A 20,146-nucleotide genomic window follows, 5' to 3' on the forward strand; every position below is an offset into this window, starting at 1 on the left:
CAAAAATTTGATGTACTTACTAGAAAAATGTTATTAAGAATTTTACAAATACACGGAAGTGTAATTGTTTATGGGTTATCTATCCAATTTCTGATAAATGAATCTGAAATTAAGTAGAATTTAGCACCTTCTTTTCCTCACGAAAAGGGTTGCTAAGGTTTCAACGGGTCTTTCCCTCCACCTTTCTTGATAACATTTCGATAAGTTATTGAACTTTCTGAATGCAAATATATGTTTAGAAAAATTTAATAACCAAGAAAAAATCAATTTATTTTTTAGAAATATAAATATCACATTAAAACCCCTTGTTTAATAAGTATCAAATAAATAACAAACAATGAAGTTTGTTTTATTGATGATACCATAATAAAATATTATGCTTAAAAATTATGTTATTAGAATTTAAGCTGTAACTTTGCAAAGAATTTTAGAGGAAAAATTTGAACTGATTGCAACCTCTGACGCTGATATTTATATCTGCTGAAACAAAAAATGCTAAAGCAGTAATATTCTACTACTTTCAGCGACTTATGCAATCTCTTTTTATTTTTCTTGATTTCCAATAGGAAGAACACGTTTAAAAAAAATCAATTTTTAATATTAAAAAAGATTTATTATGTCATATTTATTTACCTCAGAAAGTGTTTCTGAAGGACACCCAGACAAAATTGCTGATCAAATTTCTGATGCTTTAATCGATAACTTTTTAGCATTCGACAAATCTAGTAAAGTGGCTTGTGAGACCATGGTTACAACCGGTCAAGTATTTTTAGCAGGAGAAGTAAAATCTAAAACGTATTTAGATGTACAGAAAATTGCTAGAGATGTAATTAACAAAATTGGTTATACCAAAGGAGCTTATATGTTTGATGGAAACTCTTGTGGAGTTTTATCTGCAATCCACGAACAATCTCCAGATATTAACCAAGGTGTTGATAGAGCAAACCCAGAAGAACAAGGTGCAGGAGACCAAGGAATGATGTTTGGTTATGCTACTGATGAAACTGAGAACTATATGCCTTTAGCATTAGAATTATCTCATAGATTGTTAATTGAATTAGCTGCTTTACGTAGAGAAAATAAAGATATTCCTTATTTACGTCCAGATGCTAAATCTCAAGTTACTATTGAGTATTCTGATGATAATGTACCACAAAGAATTGACGCTATTGTAATTTCTACACAGCATGATGATTTTGACAAGTCTGATGATGTGATGTTAGCAAAAATTAAAAAAGATATTGTTGAAATTTTAATTCCTAGAGTGGTTGCAAAATTACCTGAGCATCTTCAGAAATTATTTACAGACAATATTACTTACCACATTAACCCAACAGGTGTTTTTGTTATTGGTGGACCTCACGGTGATACTGGTTTAACAGGTAGAAAAATTATTGTTGATACCTACGGAGGAAAAGGAGCTCACGGTGGTGGTGCTTTCTCTGGAAAAGATCCTTCTAAAGTTGATAGATCTGGAGCATATGCAACAAGACATATTGCTAAAAATTTAGTTGCTGCCGGACTTTGTAAAGAAGTTTTGGTACAAGTTTCTTATGCAATTGGTGTTGCTAAACCAACAAGTATAAATGTTGAAACGTATGGTACAGCTACTGTTGATTTAACTGATGGAGAAATCAGTAAAAAAGTAGAAGCTATTTTTGATATGCGTCCTTATTTTATAGAAAAACGTTTAAAATTAAGAAGCCCTATTTATTCTGAAACTGCTGCTTATGGTCACATGGGAAGAACTCCAGAAGTAAAAACAGTTACATTTACAAATCCTATGGGAGAAACTACGAGCGAAGAAGTAGAAACTTTTACTTGGGAAAAATTAGACTATGTAGATGCAATTAAAGAAGCTTTTAAGTTGTAAAACTTAAAAATATAATTAAAAAAAGCCTTTAGAATTTATTTTCTAGAGGCTTTTTTTATGCTGAATATATTTAACTACACTTAAAATAGTATCAGAAATTAGAAAGCTAAAATGTATTCTAAAAAACAAAGTTCATTTATATTTCGTTCAAATAAATGGACACTCACTTAATCAACAAAAGATATTTTTACTCTTTTATTTTTGATAAATAATCCATCGATAAAACTTTATACGAATAGATATTTTATCATTTTTTTTCTACCTCTAAAATTAAACTCCTTTAAAACCATATTCTAATAAATTATACACATTAGAATTATGTTACAGAAAAAAACATCTTTTAAACTAATTTTCAAGCAATTATCTGTTTTCAAAAAAAAGAACAGGATACAGGTACTTTTAATTTAAAAAACATATATTTGGGTGCCCAAACTGGTTAACCAAAAAAATATGAGCAATTTTAAAACAAACATTACATTTATTATGGGAGTTTCTGGTTGTGGAAAAAGCACCATCGGTCACTTATTATCTAAAGAATTAAATGTTCCTTTTTTTGATGGAGATGATTTTCATCCGAAGAAAAACATTTTAAAAATGTCTAATGGAGAAGCCTTAAATGATGATGATAGATTCGGTTGGTTACAAACATTAAACAAATTAGCAATAGAACAATTAAAGGATAAAGGTTGCATTATAGTTTGTTCTGCATTGAAAGAGAAATATCGTGATATTTTAAACACAAACATAAAAGATAGTGTAAAGTGGGTTTTTCTTGATGGTTCTTTCAATCAAATTAAAGAAAGAATAAATCAACGTGAAGGTCATTTTATGAGTGCTGATTTATTGAAATCTCAATTTGACATTTTAGAAGCACCAAAAAACGCTATTAAAGTCGATATAAGTTTAACGCCTAAAAATATTGTAAAAGTGATTAGTAAGGAATTATCAAAAAAATCGGAATTTGGATTATTCGGATTAGGAGTTATGGGGAAAAGCCTTGCTCGAAATTTAGCTAATAAAGGGTTTCATATATCTCTATTCAACAGACATGTTCCAGGTATAGAAGAAGATGTTGCTAAAAATTTTAAAAATGAATTTAAAGAATTAGCAACAAGTCTTCCGTTTGACCATATCGAATCTTTTGTAAATTCTCTAGAGACGCCAAGAAAAATCATGTTAATGGTGAATGCTGGTAAAATTGTAGATAATGTTATTGAAGATCTATTGCCTTTTTTAGAAGATGGAGATATCTTAATAGACGGAGGAAATTCAAACTACAATAAAACCAAAGAACGCTTTGATTATCTAAAAGGTAAAAACATTCATTTTGTTGGCGCTGGGGTTTCTGGTGGAGAAGAAGGTGCTTTAAAAGGTCCATCTATTATGCCCGGAGGAAGCAAAGAAAGTTATAAAGGCGTGCAACCTTTTTTAGAAGCTATCGCTGCTAAAGATGCCAACAACTTACCTTGTTGCACCTATATAGGTACAGAAGGCAGTGGTCATTTTGTGAAAATGGTACACAATGGAATTGAATATGTAGAAATGCAATTGTTAGCAGAAGTGTTTGTAATGTTAAAAGCATTAGGGCATAATCCGGATGAAATAGCAGATATTCTAGAATCTTGGAAAGAAACAACAAACAGCTATTTATTAGAAATCACCATCGATATTTTAAGAAAAAAAGAAGGTGATGATTGGTTAGTGAACCAAATAATGGATAAGGCAGGAAATAAAGGAACAGGAAACTGGACTACCATAACTACCGCTCAATTAGGAGTGCCAAGTTCTATGATTGCTACTGCTCTATTTGCTCGTTATACTTCTTTTTATAAGGATGAAAGAATTGCTGCAAGCAAAAATTTAGCAACAAAAATCAACACTAATTTTAACGTTGCCATTGATGATATTTTAAAAGCATATCAATTTGCAAGAATAGTGAATCATTATCAAGGTTTTAAATTGATACAAGAAGCGTCTAAAAACTACCAATGGAATTTGAACTTAAGTGAATTGGCTAGAGTTTGGACAAACGGTTGTATTATTAGATCTGAATTAATGGTAGAATTGGTTACCATATTTAAATCTACAGACAATATTTTAACTGATGAAACCATCATTGATAAAATAAAAACGCTAAAACCTAGTGTTAAAAAAGCAGTTTCTGAATGTATTTTAAATGAATTACCGATTCCTAACTTTAGTGAATCTATTAATTTCTTAAACAGTTTTGCCATCGCAAATTCATCAGCAAATTTAATACAAGCACAACGTGATTATTTTGGGGCTCATACCTACCAAAGAATTAATGACGAATCAAATAAATTCTATCATACAGAATGGAATAATTAACTAAATAAAAAACAATTAACTATGACAACACCCCAAAATAAAAAGTCATTCCTACAAAAAATAATAGCAGTTATTTTAGGATTTGGCCCTGGGATTTTCGCCATTGGATATACCATTGGTACAGGTAGTGTAACTTCTATGATTGTTGCAGGTAGTAAATTTAACATGCAACTCTTATGGGTACTTTTAATAAGTTGCCTTTTCTCTGGTGTACTAATGTTTACTTATGGAAATTATGCTTTAATAACAGGAGAAACAGCTCTTTATGGCTTTAAAAAACATTTTAAATATGGTAAAATATTCGCCATTTTAATCATTGTTGGTATTACGTTTGGCCAATGGAACTCTTTAATGGGAATTTTAGGTATTTCTGCCAATATTATTTTTGAAATATTAGCCATGAACTTCGAAGGTTTAATCGCCTATAAATATGAAACCGTTTTAATTACTGCAATTGTAATAATTATTACTTTTTACTTATTAATGTTGGTAGGTAAATACACCTTTTTCGAAAAAATACTTGTCATTTTTGTAAGCTTAATGGGGCTTTCATTTATACTTTCTTTATGTTTTGTACAGCCACTTTCTATGGATGTAGTTAAAGGTTTAATACCAACAATACCAGACGTAGCAGGTGGTAAAATGTTAGTTGCAGCCTTTGTTGGTACTACAATGGCATCAGCTACCTTTTTATCAAGGCCTTTGTTTGTAAAAGGAAAAGGATGGACTATTAAAAATTTAGATCAACAAAAAAAGGATTCTATAACAGCAGCAATTTTAATCTTTATTATTAGTGGTGTTATTATGGCAGTCGCTGCAGGTGCATTGTATTACCAAGGGAAAGAAGTTACCCAAGTTTTAGATATGGCAAATACTTTAGAACCTGTTGCAGGGAGTTGGGCAGTTTCAATTTTCTTTTTTGGAGCATTAAGTGCTGGTTTATCTTCTATTTTCCCGTGTTTACTAATTGCTCCTTTATTAATTGCCGATTATCAATCAGGAAAACTAGACACCAATTCGCGTCAGTTTAGAATCATAACTGCAATTGCGTGTTTGGTTGCATTAATAGGTCCTGCTTTTGGAGCAAATCCAATAGAAATTCAAATTTTATCGCAAGTTTTTAATGTGTTTGTTTTACCAATTGTTATTCTAGGAATTATTTTAATAGTAAATAATAAAAAAATAATGCAAGGCTACAAAACAAGTCTTTTTGTAAATATAGGATTATATGCATCACTGCTATTTGCGTGCATCATTTCTTACAATGGAATATTAGCTCTTTTAGAATATTTTCAATAAAATAATTACGTAGAACCCCTAAAAATAATAGAATAATCAATTTTATGAAGATAAGCCTGATAGATAATAACGAAAAGAAAACCTTAGAAAACAATGTAATTTGCATGATTAGAGATTTAATTAACTCTAAAAATTTAGAACGAGGAGACAAATTACCTTCCGAGAGAATTATGTCTGAAAAGTTTGATGTAAAAAGAAATCACATTAGAGAGGCAATCAGGAAATTAGAGTTTTATGGAGTTATAAAATCAATGTCTCAAAGCGGTACTATTCTAAGTATTGGATTAACAGGTTTTAATGGAATGGTAGATGAAATTATTTCTCTAAACACTCCTACTTTTAATGAACTCGTAGAAACCAGAATATCATTAGAGTTAAAGACTGTTAGTTTAGCTGCTCAAAGAAGAACAGAAACAGACTTAAAACGTATAAAAGACACTTTAAATGATTTTAAGGCTAAACTTACTGAAGGAGATGATTATTTAGAAGAGGATTTATTATTTCATTTGGCAATCGCAAAAGCAAGTAAAAACAATACAATGATTTCGTTAATGCTTTTAATTACGCCACCTATTCTTGCTACTTACGACAGAAAAACGGTTTGTGAAGGAGATAAATTGATTTCTGAAATAAAAAAACACGAGGATATCTATTTAGCCATAGAGTCTCAAGATTCTAACCTTGCTACTAATATGATGAAAAAACATTTTAATAAATTATCTACACATATTAAAAGTAGCGATTTAAATGATAACAAAGTTGAACTTAAATAAAAATAAAATGAATAAAAAAATGATTAAATCTGCATCAACCATATTTGTACTTACCATTTTACTAGTATTAAATAGTTGTAATAGCAAGCCTAAAAAGGCTGATAAAAGTGAAATTAAAAAAGAAACTAAAAAAACAGTTTATGCAAATGACGTTATTCCGTTTTTCGATCATTGGAAATTAATATTAGGAGACGGTACTAATGTTGGTGTTGCAAACAACCTTGAAAACAAAGATTTCTTTTACGCTACAAGCGATGAAAGCGGAGATTGGGTTGTTTTTAAATCACCTAACGGTGGAAACACACACGGAACATCTAACAATACAAGAACAGAATTAGCGCAAGTAAAAAAATGGTATCCTAAAACTGCGAATGACAAATTAACAGCTACACTTAAAGTCATGAATGTATCTGCAACTGGAGATGCTCGTGTAGCCGCTTCACACGCCGTTGTTGTTGGTCAAATTCATAGTGCAGATAAGCACGAAAATGAACCTCTTAAAATATTTTATAAGAAATACCCAGGACATACAAAAGGATCTGTGTTTTGGCATTATGAAATAAATACAGCAGGAGAAGATAATTCTGGAAGATGGGATTATTCTTATGCTGTTTGGGGTGATGACTTTTCAGTTGTTGGTACAGATGCAAACACACCGCCAGAAGAACCAAAAGACGGAATTGCATTGGGTGAAGAATTTAGTTATGAAATTGAAGTTAAAGACGGAATCATGAACTTGAAATTTACAAGTGAAGGACACGAAACTAAAACGTTTACAAAAAACTTAATTGAATCTGAATACACAACAAAAGCTGATATTCCTGAACAAACGAAAAAATTATTTGGACCGCTTGGTCAAGATGGTGTAGAACGCAAAGAAGCTTACGCAGGTGAAGGTTGTTTTTTTAAGCTTGGAACTTACAATCAAACTAACGGAAAATCTCCAGAAGTAAACAGAAACTGGTGTTCTGGTGCAGAAACACATGGTGGAGATGTCAAAAAACAATATGCAGATGGAAACTATGCAGAAGTTTGGTTTAAAACTGCGAGCATCACTATAAGTAGTAATTCAGTTTCTAACGATGGTTATTTTTCTAAAAATGATTTATTGTATCAAAAAGAAGCAAAACACTAAAAGAAATATTTTATTTCATTATTGTCCGATAAAAGACAAAAGACCGCTTCGCTTTTAGAATTAAGAACAAAGACTTCACAAACAAGTGTAACCTAAACTAAAATTAGCTTGCCTTTCTAATTAATCTTATTTCAAAAAAACAAGGCTGTCATTTAATAAATACGTACCCCCCTTATTTTAAAGAGGTTTATCAAACTAAATAAAAAAACAATCGGACACTAATAATTTTATTTATTAGTCCATTAAAAAAAACTAACAAACACAAGAATAACATGAAGAACGATAATAAATTAGTTGGAAAAAACATATTAGTCACTGCTGGTGCACAAGGAATTGGGGAATCTATCACCAAACATTTTATAGATAATGGTGCGCATGTAGCAATCCATTATTTTTCTAGTGCAGATACTGCAAACCAATTAGTAGAATATGCAACGAGTAAAGGACAGAAAGCAATTGCTATTGCAGGAGATTTAACCAAAGAAGCAGATGCTAATAAAGTAGTAGAAAAAACAATAGAAGCATTAGGTAGTTTAGATATTCTTATTAACAACGCAGGATCGCTTGTTGCAAGAAAACTGATAGGAGAAATGGAAGCAGAATTCTGGCATAAAGTAATGGACATTAACATGACTTCTATGATGTTTGTAACAAAAGCTGCAGCACCTCATCTTGCAAAAAATGACAATAGTAGTATCGTTAATTTGGCTTCACTTGCAGGACGTAAAGGTGGTCATCCAGGATCTTTAGTGTACGCGACAAGTAAAGGTGCTATTTTAACATTTACAAGAGCATTATCTACAGAATTAGGCCCTCAAGGAACAAGAGTAAATGCTGTTGCTCCTGGACTTATCCTTGGTACTTCTTTTCATAATACACACACAACAAAAGAATCTGCAGCAGAAACAACTGCTGGAATTCCAATTCAAAGAGCTGGTAATGCTGCGGACGTAGCTCGTGCTGTTTTATATTTAGCATCAGAATATGATGGATTTATTACAGGTGCTACCTTAGATATTAATGGTGGTGTTTACAATATGTAATTATAGCTTTTAATAAGATATTAAAACACTAGGAACTTTACTGATCTCTAGTGTTTTAAATTTAATCAATTACTAAAAAATTAAATTATGTTAAAAACAGCAGTCATACACCCAACAATAATGGAAGTGCTTGCAAGATCAGGTCACTTTGCACAAGTTGTTATCGCAGATGGTAATTTACCTGTTGGCGCAATGACAGGCCCTAACTCAACCACTGTACATCTTAATTTTCGTCCGGGTCTTTTAGATGCACTTACCGTACTAGAAGGTATTTTAGAAGTTTGTCCTGTACAAGGTGCAATTGTAATGGAAAAGCCAGCAGAAGCAAATGCCGAAATTCATAATGAATATAAAAATTTATTAGGTGATGTAACTTGGGACGAAATGGAACGTTATGCTTTTTATGATAAAATTAGAGATCAAAATACGACCTTAATTATTCAAACTGGAGAACAACGTCGTTTTGCAAATTTGATTTTAACTGTTGGTGTTGTTAAAATGGCAGAAGAAAGAAACTTTTAAAAACAAAATTCCGAGTGCATTTATAAGAATTATATATCTAAAATAGAAACAAAATGAAAATAACAATCACTAAATCATCTTTACAGTCTTTTTTAATGATAAGCTTAGGTTTATTGTTAATTGGTTGTTCTAATCCAAAGAAAAAAAAAGAGCAGTCTAAAGAATTAGAAGCAGTCACTTACCCTAGTGATGTATTACCCTTTTTAAACGAATGGAGTATTCTTTGTGGAGACGGTACAAAGTATAAAGAATTAGTAGACGTGGAACATAAAAACTTTTTTTATGTAGAGAATGAAGAAGGAACTGATTGGGTAGTTTATAAAACACCTAACGCTGGTATTACTTCTAGAACATCTAGTAATACAAGAACAGAACTAGGTCAGAAAAAACATTGGATACCAGAAACAGGTGGTAAATTAACGGGTACCTTAAAAGTACAACATGTTTCTACTTCTGGTGATGCTAGAGTAGCCGCTTCTTATTCTGTTGTAGTAGGACAAATTCATAGTGATGAAGGTCATGAAAATGAACCAATCAAAATATTTTATAAAAAATTTCCTGGTCATACAAAAGGATCTGTTTTCTGGAATTATGAAATTAATACAGAAGGAGATAATTCTGGGAGATGGGATTATTCATCTGCCGTTTGGGGAAATGACATGTCTGTTGTTGGACCTGATGCTACCACATACCCTGAAGAACCTAAAGATGGAATTGAATTAGGTGAGGAATTTAGTTATGAAATTAATGTATATAAAGGCATCATGTATTTAACTTTTACAAGCGAAGGACATGAAACAATTAAGTTTACAAAAAACTTGTTGAAATCAGATTTTTCTAAAAAGTCAGATATTCCTCAACAAATATTATCACTTTACGCAGCAATTGGTCGAGATGGTGTAGAACGTGAAAATGCATATGCTGGAGAAATAAATTATTTTAAACAAGGTGCTTACAATCAAACAAACGGTAAAAATCCTGAAGATAATATTGTTTGGAGTACTGGATCTGAAACTTACAATGGTGATATCGCTAAACAATATGCCAACGGATGCTATGCAGAAGTTTGGTTTAGAGAAGGAACTGTGGGAGAAGGTACATTGCCTGATGAAGAATAATATCAATTTTAATTAATGATTTTATTATAAAAAAGGATATACTTATTATATTTATTTAAAGCTCAAAATACACTTCATTGGTATTTTGAGCTTTTTTTATGATTAAAAATAAAGTATAAATACAATTAAACCTTCACCAATTACAACAAATTACTTTGATAGATATCATTACCTTATTTTTAATAGAAAAGAATATAGTCATCTTAATATCTAATACTCTCGAATATAAAACGTCTTCAAACTATTCAATAGCATACAGTCTTACTTGGTAATCATCTTTTATTAAGGGCAAACCAATTAATAAATCCTCTTTAGCTTTCAACTTTCTTGAATGCTCAACACCTAAAATCATAGGTTAACTACTATATGTTATCAGTAAAACCATGTACAATCATAAACAGATAACAAAACCAATAACACCTTCCAAAATACTTTACTACAGGGTTAAAAATAAAGACTAAAACAAACCATGTGCTGTATTAATAGTATTGCAAAATAATTTTATTAGAATACAAAAAAAAGGGTTGCAACTTTTAAAAGTTGCAACCCTTAGTAAAAACCAATTTAAAAACTTAATTATTAGTAACCAGCGTTCTGAGTAATTACTCCATTGGTTGCTGTTATTTCTGATGTTGGAATTGGAAATACATAATAGTTAGGATTAACTGATAATCCCATTTCAGCATCAACTGTACCTGTTCTTACCAAATCAAACCATCTATGTCCTTCTAAAGCTAACTCTAATCTTCTTTCTTTAGCAATTGCTTCTCTAACATCTGCTTGAGAGCTTATTGTACCTGTTAAACTATTTAAACCTGCTCTACTTCTTATATCATCTAACATAGGAAGTACAGTGCTTGCAGGAGAACTAGTTTCGTTTAAAGCCTCTGCATACATTAAAATAACATCAGACAATCTCATTTCAATAAAATCTTGTTCTAGACCTCCAGTGTATTTTACACCTACTCCATTAACGGCATCAACTGTTAACGCTTTTCTTAAATCTGTATTTGCAGCAGTATCAGTACTTGCGTCAAATGCAGCAGTTAAACGAGGGTCTAACGGAGTAAGAGATTTTGTATCAGCTCCTTCAAACCATCCTACAAATGTAGAAGATATAGAAGAACCTTCAGCATTTGAAACCGATGTAGATAATTGAGTTGCAAATAATCTTTCTGAACTTAAATCAGTTACAACATCCTCAAAGTTAGCTTCTAAACTAACACCTGCAGCAGCAGCTCCATTTACAACAGAAGCAAGCTCTGTTACTGCACTCGGAAAATTACCTCTGTGCATATAAACTTTTCCTAGAAATGCACGTGCAGCAATTTGTGTTGCTCTACCTTCTTCTAATCCAGAATTGTCTAAACCAGCTATAGCAGCTTGAAAATCTGGAATAATTACATTATTATAAATGTCTTCAGCTGGTTGTCTCTCCAAAATAGATAAATCTGAAGTACTTGGTGTAGCAGATAAATTTACTGCAACATCACCAAAAATTGTTACAAGTTTAAAATAAGATAAACCTCTTAAAAACTTTGCTTCTGCTACCTCTGTAGACTCCGATGAGTTTTCTATTACATTGTTTGCACTTAAGATTGACTTGTACAGGTTTGTATAAATTGGATTAAAAAAGGCTTCTGTCATATCTCCACCTGATAAATCTGGATCATAGGTATCTAAAGATGTAAATGGATCCTCTAACATTAACATGTTATCTGCTCTAAAATCACCTAAAACTATTTGTGACATTGCAACTCCTGTATGATAATAATATGCTGCATTTAAAACAGGACCATATACCTCTAAATTACTTGATTCTAAATCTAAAGCGGGTGTTTGTTCTAAGTCATTATCGCATGATGTAAATAACATCATTGCCGTTAATACTATATATATAGTTTTCATTTTTCTCATTTTTTCTTAATTAAAAATTAACATTTAATCCAAAAGTAAAACTTCTAACAATTGGACTTGCACCTTCTTGGTATCCGTAAGTTGTTGGACCTCCGTAGTTACTATTTTCGGTCTCAATCCCTTCAGGATTAAATGAAGTATAATCATTACCCATTATATATAACAAATTTGTACCTGCAAGATATAATCTCAATGAGCCAATACCCATTTTACTTGTAAAATCTGAATTAAGAGTATAACCAATAGTAAGGTTTCTTAGTGCGATGTATGATGCATCTTGAATTAAAGCTCCATGTACATCTCTAGTTTGTAAATAATGTTTACCATTATTATCAGCAATACCGTCACTATTAGCATCAAAAGCAGTGTTTGTTGCATCACGGAATTGAGATTGCCAATAGATAGGATCGATATTATATAATTCTGCTCCTTGAGATCCTTGCAACTGGAATGATAAATCAAAATCTTTATAATTCATATTACTTGATACTCCCCAATAAAAATCTGGAGTAGCAGAACCTAACTTTACGTAATCATCTTCATATGTGATTTGACCATCATTATTTTGATCTACTACGTATTGTACACCACTAGTATAACCAATAGATCTTGTTGGGTCTTCTATATAAATAGATTCTACTTGACCTGCGCTTTCATATCCCCACATTTCACCAAGTTCTCCACCAACATAATTTCTAAACTCAACACCTCTACCACTAGGACCTCCATATATTTGACGAGGTAATTCGTCTACAGCTCCTAAACTTGTAATTTCTGAATTAACAGTAGATAAATTCGCTCCCATGCTCCAAGTAAACTCATCATTTTGGATAATTCTAGCATTTAATTCTAACTCTAAACCAGAACTAGTAATATCTCCACGGTTAAGTCTAACCTGATCTGTACCAAGAACTTCAGAAACACTTTGTTGAATCAACATGTTATTCACATCTGATGTATAATAATCTACACTAAATTTTAAACGGTTATCTAAAAATCCAGTATCAACACCATAATTAGTTTCTTTATTTGTTTGCCAAGTTAAATCAGCATTTGCAACTTCATCAGGAATTAAGAACCCTGTACCAAAAGCAGTTGAAGAAGTTCCTAAAACACTTAATGAACTGTAAGATCCTAAATCAGATGAAGTCCCTAAAGATCCCATACTAAATCTAAGTTTTAATGTACTTAATGTTTCATTGTCTTGTAAAAAATCTTCTTTATGTACATTCCAACCTAAAGAAACTGCTGGAAATACTGCATATTTTTCATTTGCTCCAAAACGAGAATCACCATCTCTTCTAATTGATGCAGATACTAAATATTTATCGTCATATGCATAAGCAACTCTACCAAAAATACCTCTTCTTGCTTGCACTTCATCAATTCTGTTAGACACTACATCTTCCGCATTAAATAAAGAGTAATTTAAAGGTAAACTAATCGGCACATTTGATCCATAAGATTCTAAACCTTTAAATTTTGTACTTACAAGTTCAACTCCAACTACAGCAGAAAGATCATGCTTATCAGCTATTACTGTTGCGTAATCTAAAGTAGTTGTACTTAAAATGGTAGATTTTTTAATATCTGAGATGTCTAAAGCAGTCTGATTAGAACGTTGTTGACCATCTGATAATATTCCTCTATAATAATACAACTGTACATCTTGTACATCTGCTCCAAAAATGGTTTTGATATTTAACCCATCAGCTATTTCATATTGTAAATAAGAACTTACATTACCATAAAATGTTTTTTTAGTTCTTTCTGAATTGTCAAATTTAGCAGCTACACCTGCATCACCAGTTCCTCCAATACCATTCTGATTTCTACCATATTGCCAATCATGAGCAACATCACCTGGCTGTAAATCATAAATACTTGTAGCATCTAAACCTATACCTCTATAATCTTGGTCAAATGAACGACCAATATTATTACCTGTAAAACCAGAGTCAGCTAATGCTTGTCTTCTAGTATCTAATTCTTGAACAAAATCTATTGAAGCTTGTGTATGATAAATAGGACTAATACTATATGCTCTTAAAAGGTCTCTCATTTCCCAAGGCACAATATCTTGGTTACCATAAAACCCATTCATACTTAATCCTGCCTTAAACTTATCGTTCAAATTAGCATCAATATTCATACGTCCGTTAAATCTTTCATAACCTTGTCCTTTAACAATACCTTCAGTATTTAAATATCCTACAGAAGCAAATGCTTTTATATTTTCTGATCCACCACTCACACTAAAATCGTGACTTGTTGTAGAACCATCTTGAAAAAGCCAATCTTCCATACTCACCACATCTGGTGCATTTTCATAACCCCATAACCTATACTCTAATAATCCAGCATCTGTTTGTGTAAGATCATAAGCATCTGTTTGCAATTCTTTTGCCCATTCTCCAGAAGTTTTAAGCATATCAATGTCTTTCACATATTTTCTAGAAACACTTGTATAGGCATTATAACTGAAATTTAATTTCCCTGTCTTCCCTTTTTTAGTAGTAATTAAAATTACACCATTTGCACCCAAAGAACCATAAATAGCAGCAGAAGCAGCATCTTTTAATACTTCCATACTTTCAATATCATTTGGATTAACTGTTGCTAAATTTCCAGAAATAGGAAATCCATCTACAACAATTAACGGATCTGAATTGCTTGAAAGAGATGATCCTGTTCTAATTTGAATTTTTGGATCTGAACCTGGCTCTCCACTTTGGTTTTGAATTAAAACACCAGATAACTTACCTGTTAAAGCCTCATCTACACGTGCAACCTGAACAGATGCAAGATCTTCTCCTCCAATTTTAGAAATTGAACCCGTAAGGTGAGATTTTTTACTAGTACCATAACCTACCACAATAATTTCATCAAGTGCACTAGCATCTTCTACTAAATTTACACTGATATTATTTCTGTTGTCTACTTTTACTTCTAGCGGTGCAAAACCTAAATAGCTAAAAACTAAAGTAGCATCTCCATTAGAAACTGTTAAAGAATAGTTTCCATCAAAATCTGTTGAAGTACCATTTGTTGTTCCTTTCTCTTGAATACTAACCCCAGGTAGCAAGCCTTCACTTACACCTCCTGTTACAGTACCCGTTACTTTTTGCTGAGAAAAAGCAAAAAGCGATGCTAACAAAAAGAAGCATGTACTTAATTTTTTAATAATGTTGTGTTTCGACATAATAAAATTTAATTTTAATTAATTAAAGAGTTATATTTTTAATTGGTAATCCAATTTGGTCACCCAAACTGGTTAACCAATATGGTTTTCCAAATATACAATTATATTTGAATTAACAATATATTAACTCTAAAATATTCTAAATTAACCTCTAAAAACTCTAATCACTTTCAAATAAACACATAAACCCCACTATTACAAAGAGATGACATTAATTTGAACAAATAAAAAAGCAAGCTATTATTGAGGTAATTTTAACCAATATCAACGTTTTTAAGACCATTTAAGAGTTCTGTTGATGATCAGTTGAACGCATAATTAAAAGAATTAAGCTTGCAGACTGAGCTTAATTATCCTAAGAAATAATATGATTATGTAATTTTTATGATTGTTTTATTAAAAACTAATCCTAATAACCACATTGTAGATAACATAAATTGTTCATTAAGTACAAACAACTTTTAAAGAATGAGAAATACACAACAGTCATTTGCTTTTGTGAGGCAAACATATTTCTAGACTGAAGCGTAATTAGAATTACAAAAAATAAGGTAATAATTTTCTTAAACTTTTACATCTAAAATTCACTAGAAGGGTAAACTAAAAATTGTACTAAATTCTTTATGATTAAATACAAACAAGTATTTACAATAATTATTGATTCAAAAAATTAGAACAAAAAAAACTCCTTTACATATAATGTAAAGGAGTTCTGTATAAAAAAAATATTTAATTAGATCCCTAATGCTTGACCACCACCAATTTGGATAGTTTCTGCAGTAATAAAAGCTGCATCTTTACTCGCTAAGAAAGCAACTACACCTGCCACATCTTCTGGCTGACCTAATCTTCCTAACATAATACTATTTGCCCAAGAAGCAAAAACTTCTGGCTTAGTAGCTTTAATTTGAGCATGGAAAGGAGTATCAATAGTACCTGGAGATACTGCATTTACTCTAATACCATATTCTGCTAAATCTTTTGCTAATGCTCTTGTAATTGCATGAACACCTGCTTTAGAAGTACCATAGATTCCTGCTCCTGGTCCACCTGCGTTCCAACCAGCGTTAGAAGTATAGTTAACGATTGAAGCATTGTCACTTTTCTTAAGAAAAGGAATTGCTGCTCTAGAAGCAAAAAATGCTGAGTCTAAGTTTAAAGCCATTACAAATCTGTAAAATTCAGTTGTCATTTCTTCAAATCTAGATCTACCACCTAAACCACCTGCGTTATTTACTAACACATCAATTTTACCAAACTTTTCACCAATTTTATTTATGTTAGCTGTTACTTCTTCTTCTTTAGTAACATCAAAACCATAGTACTCTGCAGTAATTCCTTCTGCAGTTAACTCTTCTACTCTTTTAGCTCCTGCTTCATCTTCTATACCGTTTAATATAACAGTATAACCATCTTTTCCTAATCTTTTTGCTACTGCAAAACCAATTCCTCCTGTTGCTCCAGTAATTACAGCAACTTTGTTGTTTAATGTACTCATTTAAATTATTTTAAAAATTAATTATGTTATACTATTTTTGAGATAGACTTAACTTTTGGTATAAATATCCAAACACTTGCTAAAGTTAAAATAGCTAATGCTGCACCAATAATAAATGCTGGTGTATAATTACCTCCACTTGTTAACCAAGGTACTAGATATGTTAAACCAGCAGCAGTAAGTTTAGCAGCCATACCAGAAAGTCCAGATAATGTACCTACTGTTTTTCCACTAAATAAATCACTTGTTAAAGTTTGAACATTTCCAATTGCTGTTTGAAATCCGAATAAAATAACAGCCATAATAATTACTGCAGTTGTTGGTCCTCCAGGACTAGCCATAGCTAATAATGCTGGTAACATTATTAAACAACCTAATGTAATTACCATTTTTCTGGTCTTATTTATAGACCATCCTTTTTTAAGTCTGTTTTGGGCCAATAGACCACCAAACCAAGCTCCTAACATAGCTCCTGCATAAGGTACCCAACCATAAAGTCCTATAGATTTCACATCCATACCATACACTTCATTTAAATAGATTGGTATCCAAAAAACAAACAACCACCAGATAGGATCAATAAATGCTGATGCTAATATTACACCCCAACTTTCTTTGTGACCTAATAACTCTTTTGTATCAGGATTGTACTCTTGATCATTTACACCATCTCCATCAAAATCTTCATTCTTTTGACCTGTTAAAATATAATCACGCTCTTCATCTGTAATCCATGGGTGATTTATTGGTGGTGCTTTTACTAAAATTAACCAAGGCACCAACCATAGTAAACCTGCTAAACCAATTAAAATAAATATACCTTTCCAGCTAAAATACACTGTTAAAAAAGCAATTAACGGAATGGAAATAATTCCACCTATCGCAGCACCTGAGTTAAAGATACCTTGTGCAAGCGCACGTTCTTTAGTAGGAAACCATTCTGCATTTCCCTTTGTAGCACCTGGCCAGTTTCCTGCTTCAGAAACTCCTAAGATTGCACGGAATATACCAAAACTTAAAACTCCTTGAGCCAATGCGTGTAATGCTGTAGCAACAGACCACACACCAATAGACAAAACAAACCCGAATCGTGTACCTACCCAATCAAATATTTTTCCAAATATTGCTTGTCCGAAAGCATAAGAAAATACGAAAATAATTGAAATAAGAGCATAAATTGCTTTCGTTTCATCAGCTGTATGCCCGGGATATAAATCCTTGGCTATTTCTGGCCAAAGGACACTTAATGATGTTCGGTCAATGTAATTAATAATAGTAGCTATAGCAATCAATGCGACGACCCACCAACGTAATCCTTTTACTTTCATTTTATATACTTATTTAATTAAACATTATAACAATATGTATAGAGCTCTCTAAAATGCTCTTTCATTTTTAGTTTTGCCATTTGAGGGTCTTTAGCTTTAATAGCTTCAAAAATAGCCTGGTGATCCGCTATTCCTCTATGTGCTAAGTCTGCATCACAAACATGGTGCTCCTTAAAGTTCGTGATAATTTCTGGAGTAATAATCAACATAAATGTATTCATAGTACTATTACCACAAGCCTTTGCTATTGCTAAATGAAATAGCAAATCTTCTTGTACAGCGTCTTCTCCATTAAGCACCTTTTCTTTGTGTGCTTGTAGTGCTTCCTCTATTTTTTGTAAATCATCATCCGTTCTCCTTAAAGCAGCTAATCTTACAGTCTTTAATTCTAATAGTATTCTAGTTTCTACGAGTGATTTAAAACCAGATTTTTCTAATCTTAAAATATCGTCTATCATACCATTCATAGCAATAACACCAATGTTAGCTACAAATGTTCCACTTTGTGGGATGGATTTTAGAAGGCCATAAAATTCTAATTTCTGAATCGCTTCTCTTACGTTACTTCTACTCACTACAAACTTTTCTGAAAGCATTCTTTCAGAAGGTAATTTATCTCCAGGTTCTAAATTTTTATAATTAATAAGTTCTTTAATTCCTTTAATTATTAAATCCTGGATTTTCTGATTTTCATTTTTTGTAAGCACTTCTAATTTCATTTATTCAAATTTTATAGTTTTATGACTTACTAACATTAATTTTTAAAAGAAACGTTGTCATAAAAATTAAATTAACCGTTACACTTATTGTTAATTGTTTTGAATTATTTATTATAATTCTAGAAACTTTAATTAACCTTTTAAACTTTAAATACTGCTACTTTATAGTTAAAATAAATTGGTTTTTAAAGAACATCTAAAATCAGCTTACTTCTGGTTTACCAAATTGGTTTACCAGTTTCAGTTTTTCAAAGATATACTATTTTTTTTACCTATAAAACACTTTATTAATTAATTCACTAAACTATTGTAATTTAATTAAAATGACAAATTATGTTTTATTGAAGATTATTCTACTTAAGATTCTAAACAAAATGTTCACTTGATAATAATTATTTTCACTAAGAAGTTAATCGTTAATTACCAATTAATTTATCCTCTTGTAGGTATAAATAAAAAAGCTAAAAACAACATAATATTAAAGTAAATTATTATAAATAATTTTAATTTTAAAAGTCAATAAAACCAAAAATAAAATGTTTAAAAAAACAGCTAACCTTCTATCTTAAACATTAAAAAAACAAAACAATATACTTGAAAATCAATCAATTAAAACCACACACAATACATCAATTAGAAAACTATATTTACAATAAAAAAGCAACTATTTGTTTTTTATTCAAAATGAAACTGACTTAAAACGAGTTAACTATTTACTTAAATTTCAGTATTATTTTATTATCAATAACATCACTTTTAAAGCTTATAAATTATCAAAAAAAAGAAGAACTAAAATTTAGTAGAGATTCAAAAAAACCTTAATCGAAGTATTTTTTATAAGTCTTTTTACAAGTATTTATGAGGTAAATTAAGTGCTGTTTTATTTAGCATTTATACTTAACAAATAGAGTGATTTATTAAGAATAAATTGGTAAGATATTTATCATTTAAAAGATTCAAAATGAAAGAATGGGTCTTATTTTCCGATAAAGTCTATTTATCAGTCAAACTTCAACCTGATTTATTAAGATATGTAAATATTAAAATACCTATTTCAATAAAAAAAAAGTCAAAAAAAGAAGTGAAATGTTATTACTCTACGTAGAAATCATCCTTAATATATTGATTTTTAAAACTAAAATATAGGTAAAAAACCACCACTGATATCATACTTAAATATGCTCCTAAATTTGAATAATTACAAGTTTAAAAATTAAATTTCATGATTTTATAAGCGCATTAATGGTTAAAAATTAGTACAAAAAAAAATAACACACATTATTTTAAAATTATAATGTGTGTTATTTATTCTATGATAGACTTGTAAACTGTCTACTTATTTACCATCGAATGAAATAAAATAAGTGTTA

At 30.9% G+C, this 20,146-nt stretch carries 13 protein-coding genes and 1 riboswitch; of the genes, 8 read left to right on the plus strand and 5 right to left on the minus strand.

What is annotated here, in order from left to right; all coding sequences use genetic code 11:
• Window positions 1–72: 72 nt before the first annotated feature.
• Window positions 73–196, minus strand: a riboswitch (SAM riboswitch).
• Between the two features lie 420 nt (window positions 197–616).
• The 8 genes from metK to GQS57_RS12330 all read left to right on the plus strand — a co-directional run bounded on the left by metK (window position 617) and on the right by GQS57_RS12330 (window position 10,112).
• Window positions 617–1,873: a methionine adenosyltransferase gene (gene metK / locus GQS57_RS12295; RefSeq protein ID WP_165733142.1), complete on the plus strand. Its 1,257-nt coding sequence runs from the start codon at window positions 617–619 to the stop codon at window positions 1,871–1,873.
• Window positions 1,874–2,323: 450 nt separating this feature from the next.
• Window positions 2,324–4,222, plus strand: coding sequence for an NADP-dependent phosphogluconate dehydrogenase (gndA, locus tag GQS57_RS12300; protein ID WP_205860262.1), 1,899 nt, complete (start codon window positions 2,324–2,326; stop codon window positions 4,220–4,222).
• Between the two features lie 21 nt (window positions 4,223–4,243).
• Window positions 4,244–5,521 carry an Nramp family divalent metal transporter gene (locus tag GQS57_RS12305; RefSeq protein ID WP_165733143.1) on the plus strand — a complete coding sequence of 426 codons (1,278 nt, stop codon included), beginning with the start codon at window positions 4,244–4,246 and terminating at the stop codon, window positions 5,519–5,521.
• A 44-nt stretch (window positions 5,522–5,565) separates the two neighbouring features.
• Window positions 5,566–6,294, plus strand: a complete 729-nt coding sequence (locus GQS57_RS12310; RefSeq protein WP_165733144.1) for a FadR/GntR family transcriptional regulator — start codon at window positions 5,566–5,568, stop codon at window positions 6,292–6,294.
• A 7-nt stretch (window positions 6,295–6,301) separates the two neighbouring features.
• Window positions 6,302–7,429, plus strand: a complete 1,128-nt coding sequence (locus tag GQS57_RS12315) for a polysaccharide lyase family 7 protein (protein ID WP_165733145.1) — start codon at window positions 6,302–6,304, stop codon at window positions 7,427–7,429.
• Window positions 7,430–7,701: 272 nt separating this feature from the next.
• Window positions 7,702–8,472 carry an SDR family NAD(P)-dependent oxidoreductase gene (locus GQS57_RS12320; RefSeq protein WP_165733146.1) on the plus strand — a complete coding sequence of 257 codons (771 nt, stop codon included), beginning with the start codon at window positions 7,702–7,704 and terminating at the stop codon, window positions 8,470–8,472.
• An 87-nt stretch (window positions 8,473–8,559) separates the two neighbouring features.
• Window positions 8,560–8,994 carry an RbsD/FucU domain-containing protein gene (locus GQS57_RS12325; protein ID WP_165733147.1) on the plus strand — a complete coding sequence of 145 codons (435 nt, stop codon included), beginning with the start codon at window positions 8,560–8,562 and terminating at the stop codon, window positions 8,992–8,994.
• A gap of 53 nt (window positions 8,995–9,047) precedes the next feature.
• Window positions 9,048–10,112, plus strand: a complete 1,065-nt coding sequence (locus GQS57_RS12330) for a polysaccharide lyase family 7 protein (protein ID WP_165733148.1) — start codon at window positions 9,048–9,050, stop codon at window positions 10,110–10,112.
• Window positions 10,113–10,691: 579 nt separating this feature from the next.
• Here GQS57_RS12330 and GQS57_RS12335 read toward each other — a convergent pair.
• The 5 genes from GQS57_RS12335 to GQS57_RS12355 form a co-directional block, all read right to left on the minus strand.
• Window positions 10,692–12,020, minus strand: coding sequence for a RagB/SusD family nutrient uptake outer membrane protein (locus tag GQS57_RS12335; protein WP_165733149.1), 1,329 nt, complete (start codon window positions 12,018–12,020; stop codon window positions 10,692–10,694).
• Between the two features lie 19 nt (window positions 12,021–12,039).
• The gene (locus GQS57_RS12340; protein ID WP_165733150.1) at window positions 12,040–15,231 is read right to left on the minus strand and encodes a TonB-dependent receptor; all 3,192 of its coding nucleotides are present in this window, start codon (window positions 15,229–15,231) and stop codon (window positions 12,040–12,042) included.
• 733 nt (window positions 15,232–15,964) lie between these two features.
• Window positions 15,965–16,729: an SDR family NAD(P)-dependent oxidoreductase gene (locus GQS57_RS12345; protein WP_165733151.1), complete on the minus strand. Its 765-nt coding sequence runs from the start codon at window positions 16,727–16,729 to the stop codon at window positions 15,965–15,967.
• Window positions 16,730–16,755: 26 nt separating this feature from the next.
• The gene (locus GQS57_RS12350; RefSeq protein WP_165733152.1) at window positions 16,756–18,057 is read right to left on the minus strand and encodes an MFS transporter; all 1,302 of its coding nucleotides are present in this window, start codon (window positions 18,055–18,057) and stop codon (window positions 16,756–16,758) included.
• Window positions 18,058–18,074: 17 nt separating this feature from the next.
• Window positions 18,075–18,776 carry a FadR/GntR family transcriptional regulator gene (locus tag GQS57_RS12355; RefSeq protein WP_165733153.1) on the minus strand — a complete coding sequence of 234 codons (702 nt, stop codon included), beginning with the start codon at window positions 18,774–18,776 and terminating at the stop codon, window positions 18,075–18,077.
• Between the last annotated feature and the right edge of the window lie 1,370 nt (window positions 18,777–20,146).

It is taken from the genome of Polaribacter sp. 20A6, from assembly GCF_011378915.1.
In the GTDB taxonomy this organism is placed as follows: domain Bacteria; phylum Bacteroidota; class Bacteroidia; order Flavobacteriales; family Flavobacteriaceae; genus Polaribacter; species Polaribacter sejongensis.

Coding starts and splice junctions, on each gene's coding strand:
- gndA (WP_205860262.1), top strand. CDS start 2,324: ATGAGCAATTTTAAAACAAACATTACATTTATTATGGGAGTTTCTGGT.
- metK (WP_165733142.1), top strand. CDS start 617: ATGTCATATTTATTTACCTCAGAAAGTGTTTCTGAAGGACACCCAGAC.
- GQS57_RS12355 (WP_165733153.1), bottom strand. CDS start 18,776: ATGAAATTAGAAGTGCTTACAAAAAATGAAAATCAGAAAATCCAGGAT.
- GQS57_RS12320 (WP_165733146.1), top strand. CDS start 7,702: ATGAAGAACGATAATAAATTAGTTGGAAAAAACATATTAGTCACTGCT.
- GQS57_RS12325 (WP_165733147.1), top strand. CDS start 8,560: ATGTTAAAAACAGCAGTCATACACCCAACAATAATGGAAGTGCTTGCA.
- GQS57_RS12340 (WP_165733150.1), bottom strand. CDS start 15,231: ATGTCGAAACACAACATTATTAAAAAATTAAGTACATGCTTCTTTTTG.
- GQS57_RS12315 (WP_165733145.1), top strand. CDS start 6,302: ATGAATAAAAAAATGATTAAATCTGCATCAACCATATTTGTACTTACC.
- GQS57_RS12335 (WP_165733149.1), bottom strand. CDS start 12,020: ATGAAAACTATATATATAGTATTAACGGCAATGATGTTATTTACATCA.
- GQS57_RS12305 (WP_165733143.1), top strand. CDS start 4,244: ATGACAACACCCCAAAATAAAAAGTCATTCCTACAAAAAATAATAGCA.
- GQS57_RS12330 (WP_165733148.1), top strand. CDS start 9,048: ATGAAAATAACAATCACTAAATCATCTTTACAGTCTTTTTTAATGATA.
- GQS57_RS12310 (WP_165733144.1), top strand. CDS start 5,566: ATGAAGATAAGCCTGATAGATAATAACGAAAAGAAAACCTTAGAAAAC.
- GQS57_RS12345 (WP_165733151.1), bottom strand. CDS start 16,729: ATGAGTACATTAAACAACAAAGTTGCTGTAATTACTGGAGCAACAGGA.
- GQS57_RS12350 (WP_165733152.1), bottom strand. CDS start 18,057: ATGAAAGTAAAAGGATTACGTTGGTGGGTCGTCGCATTGATTGCTATA.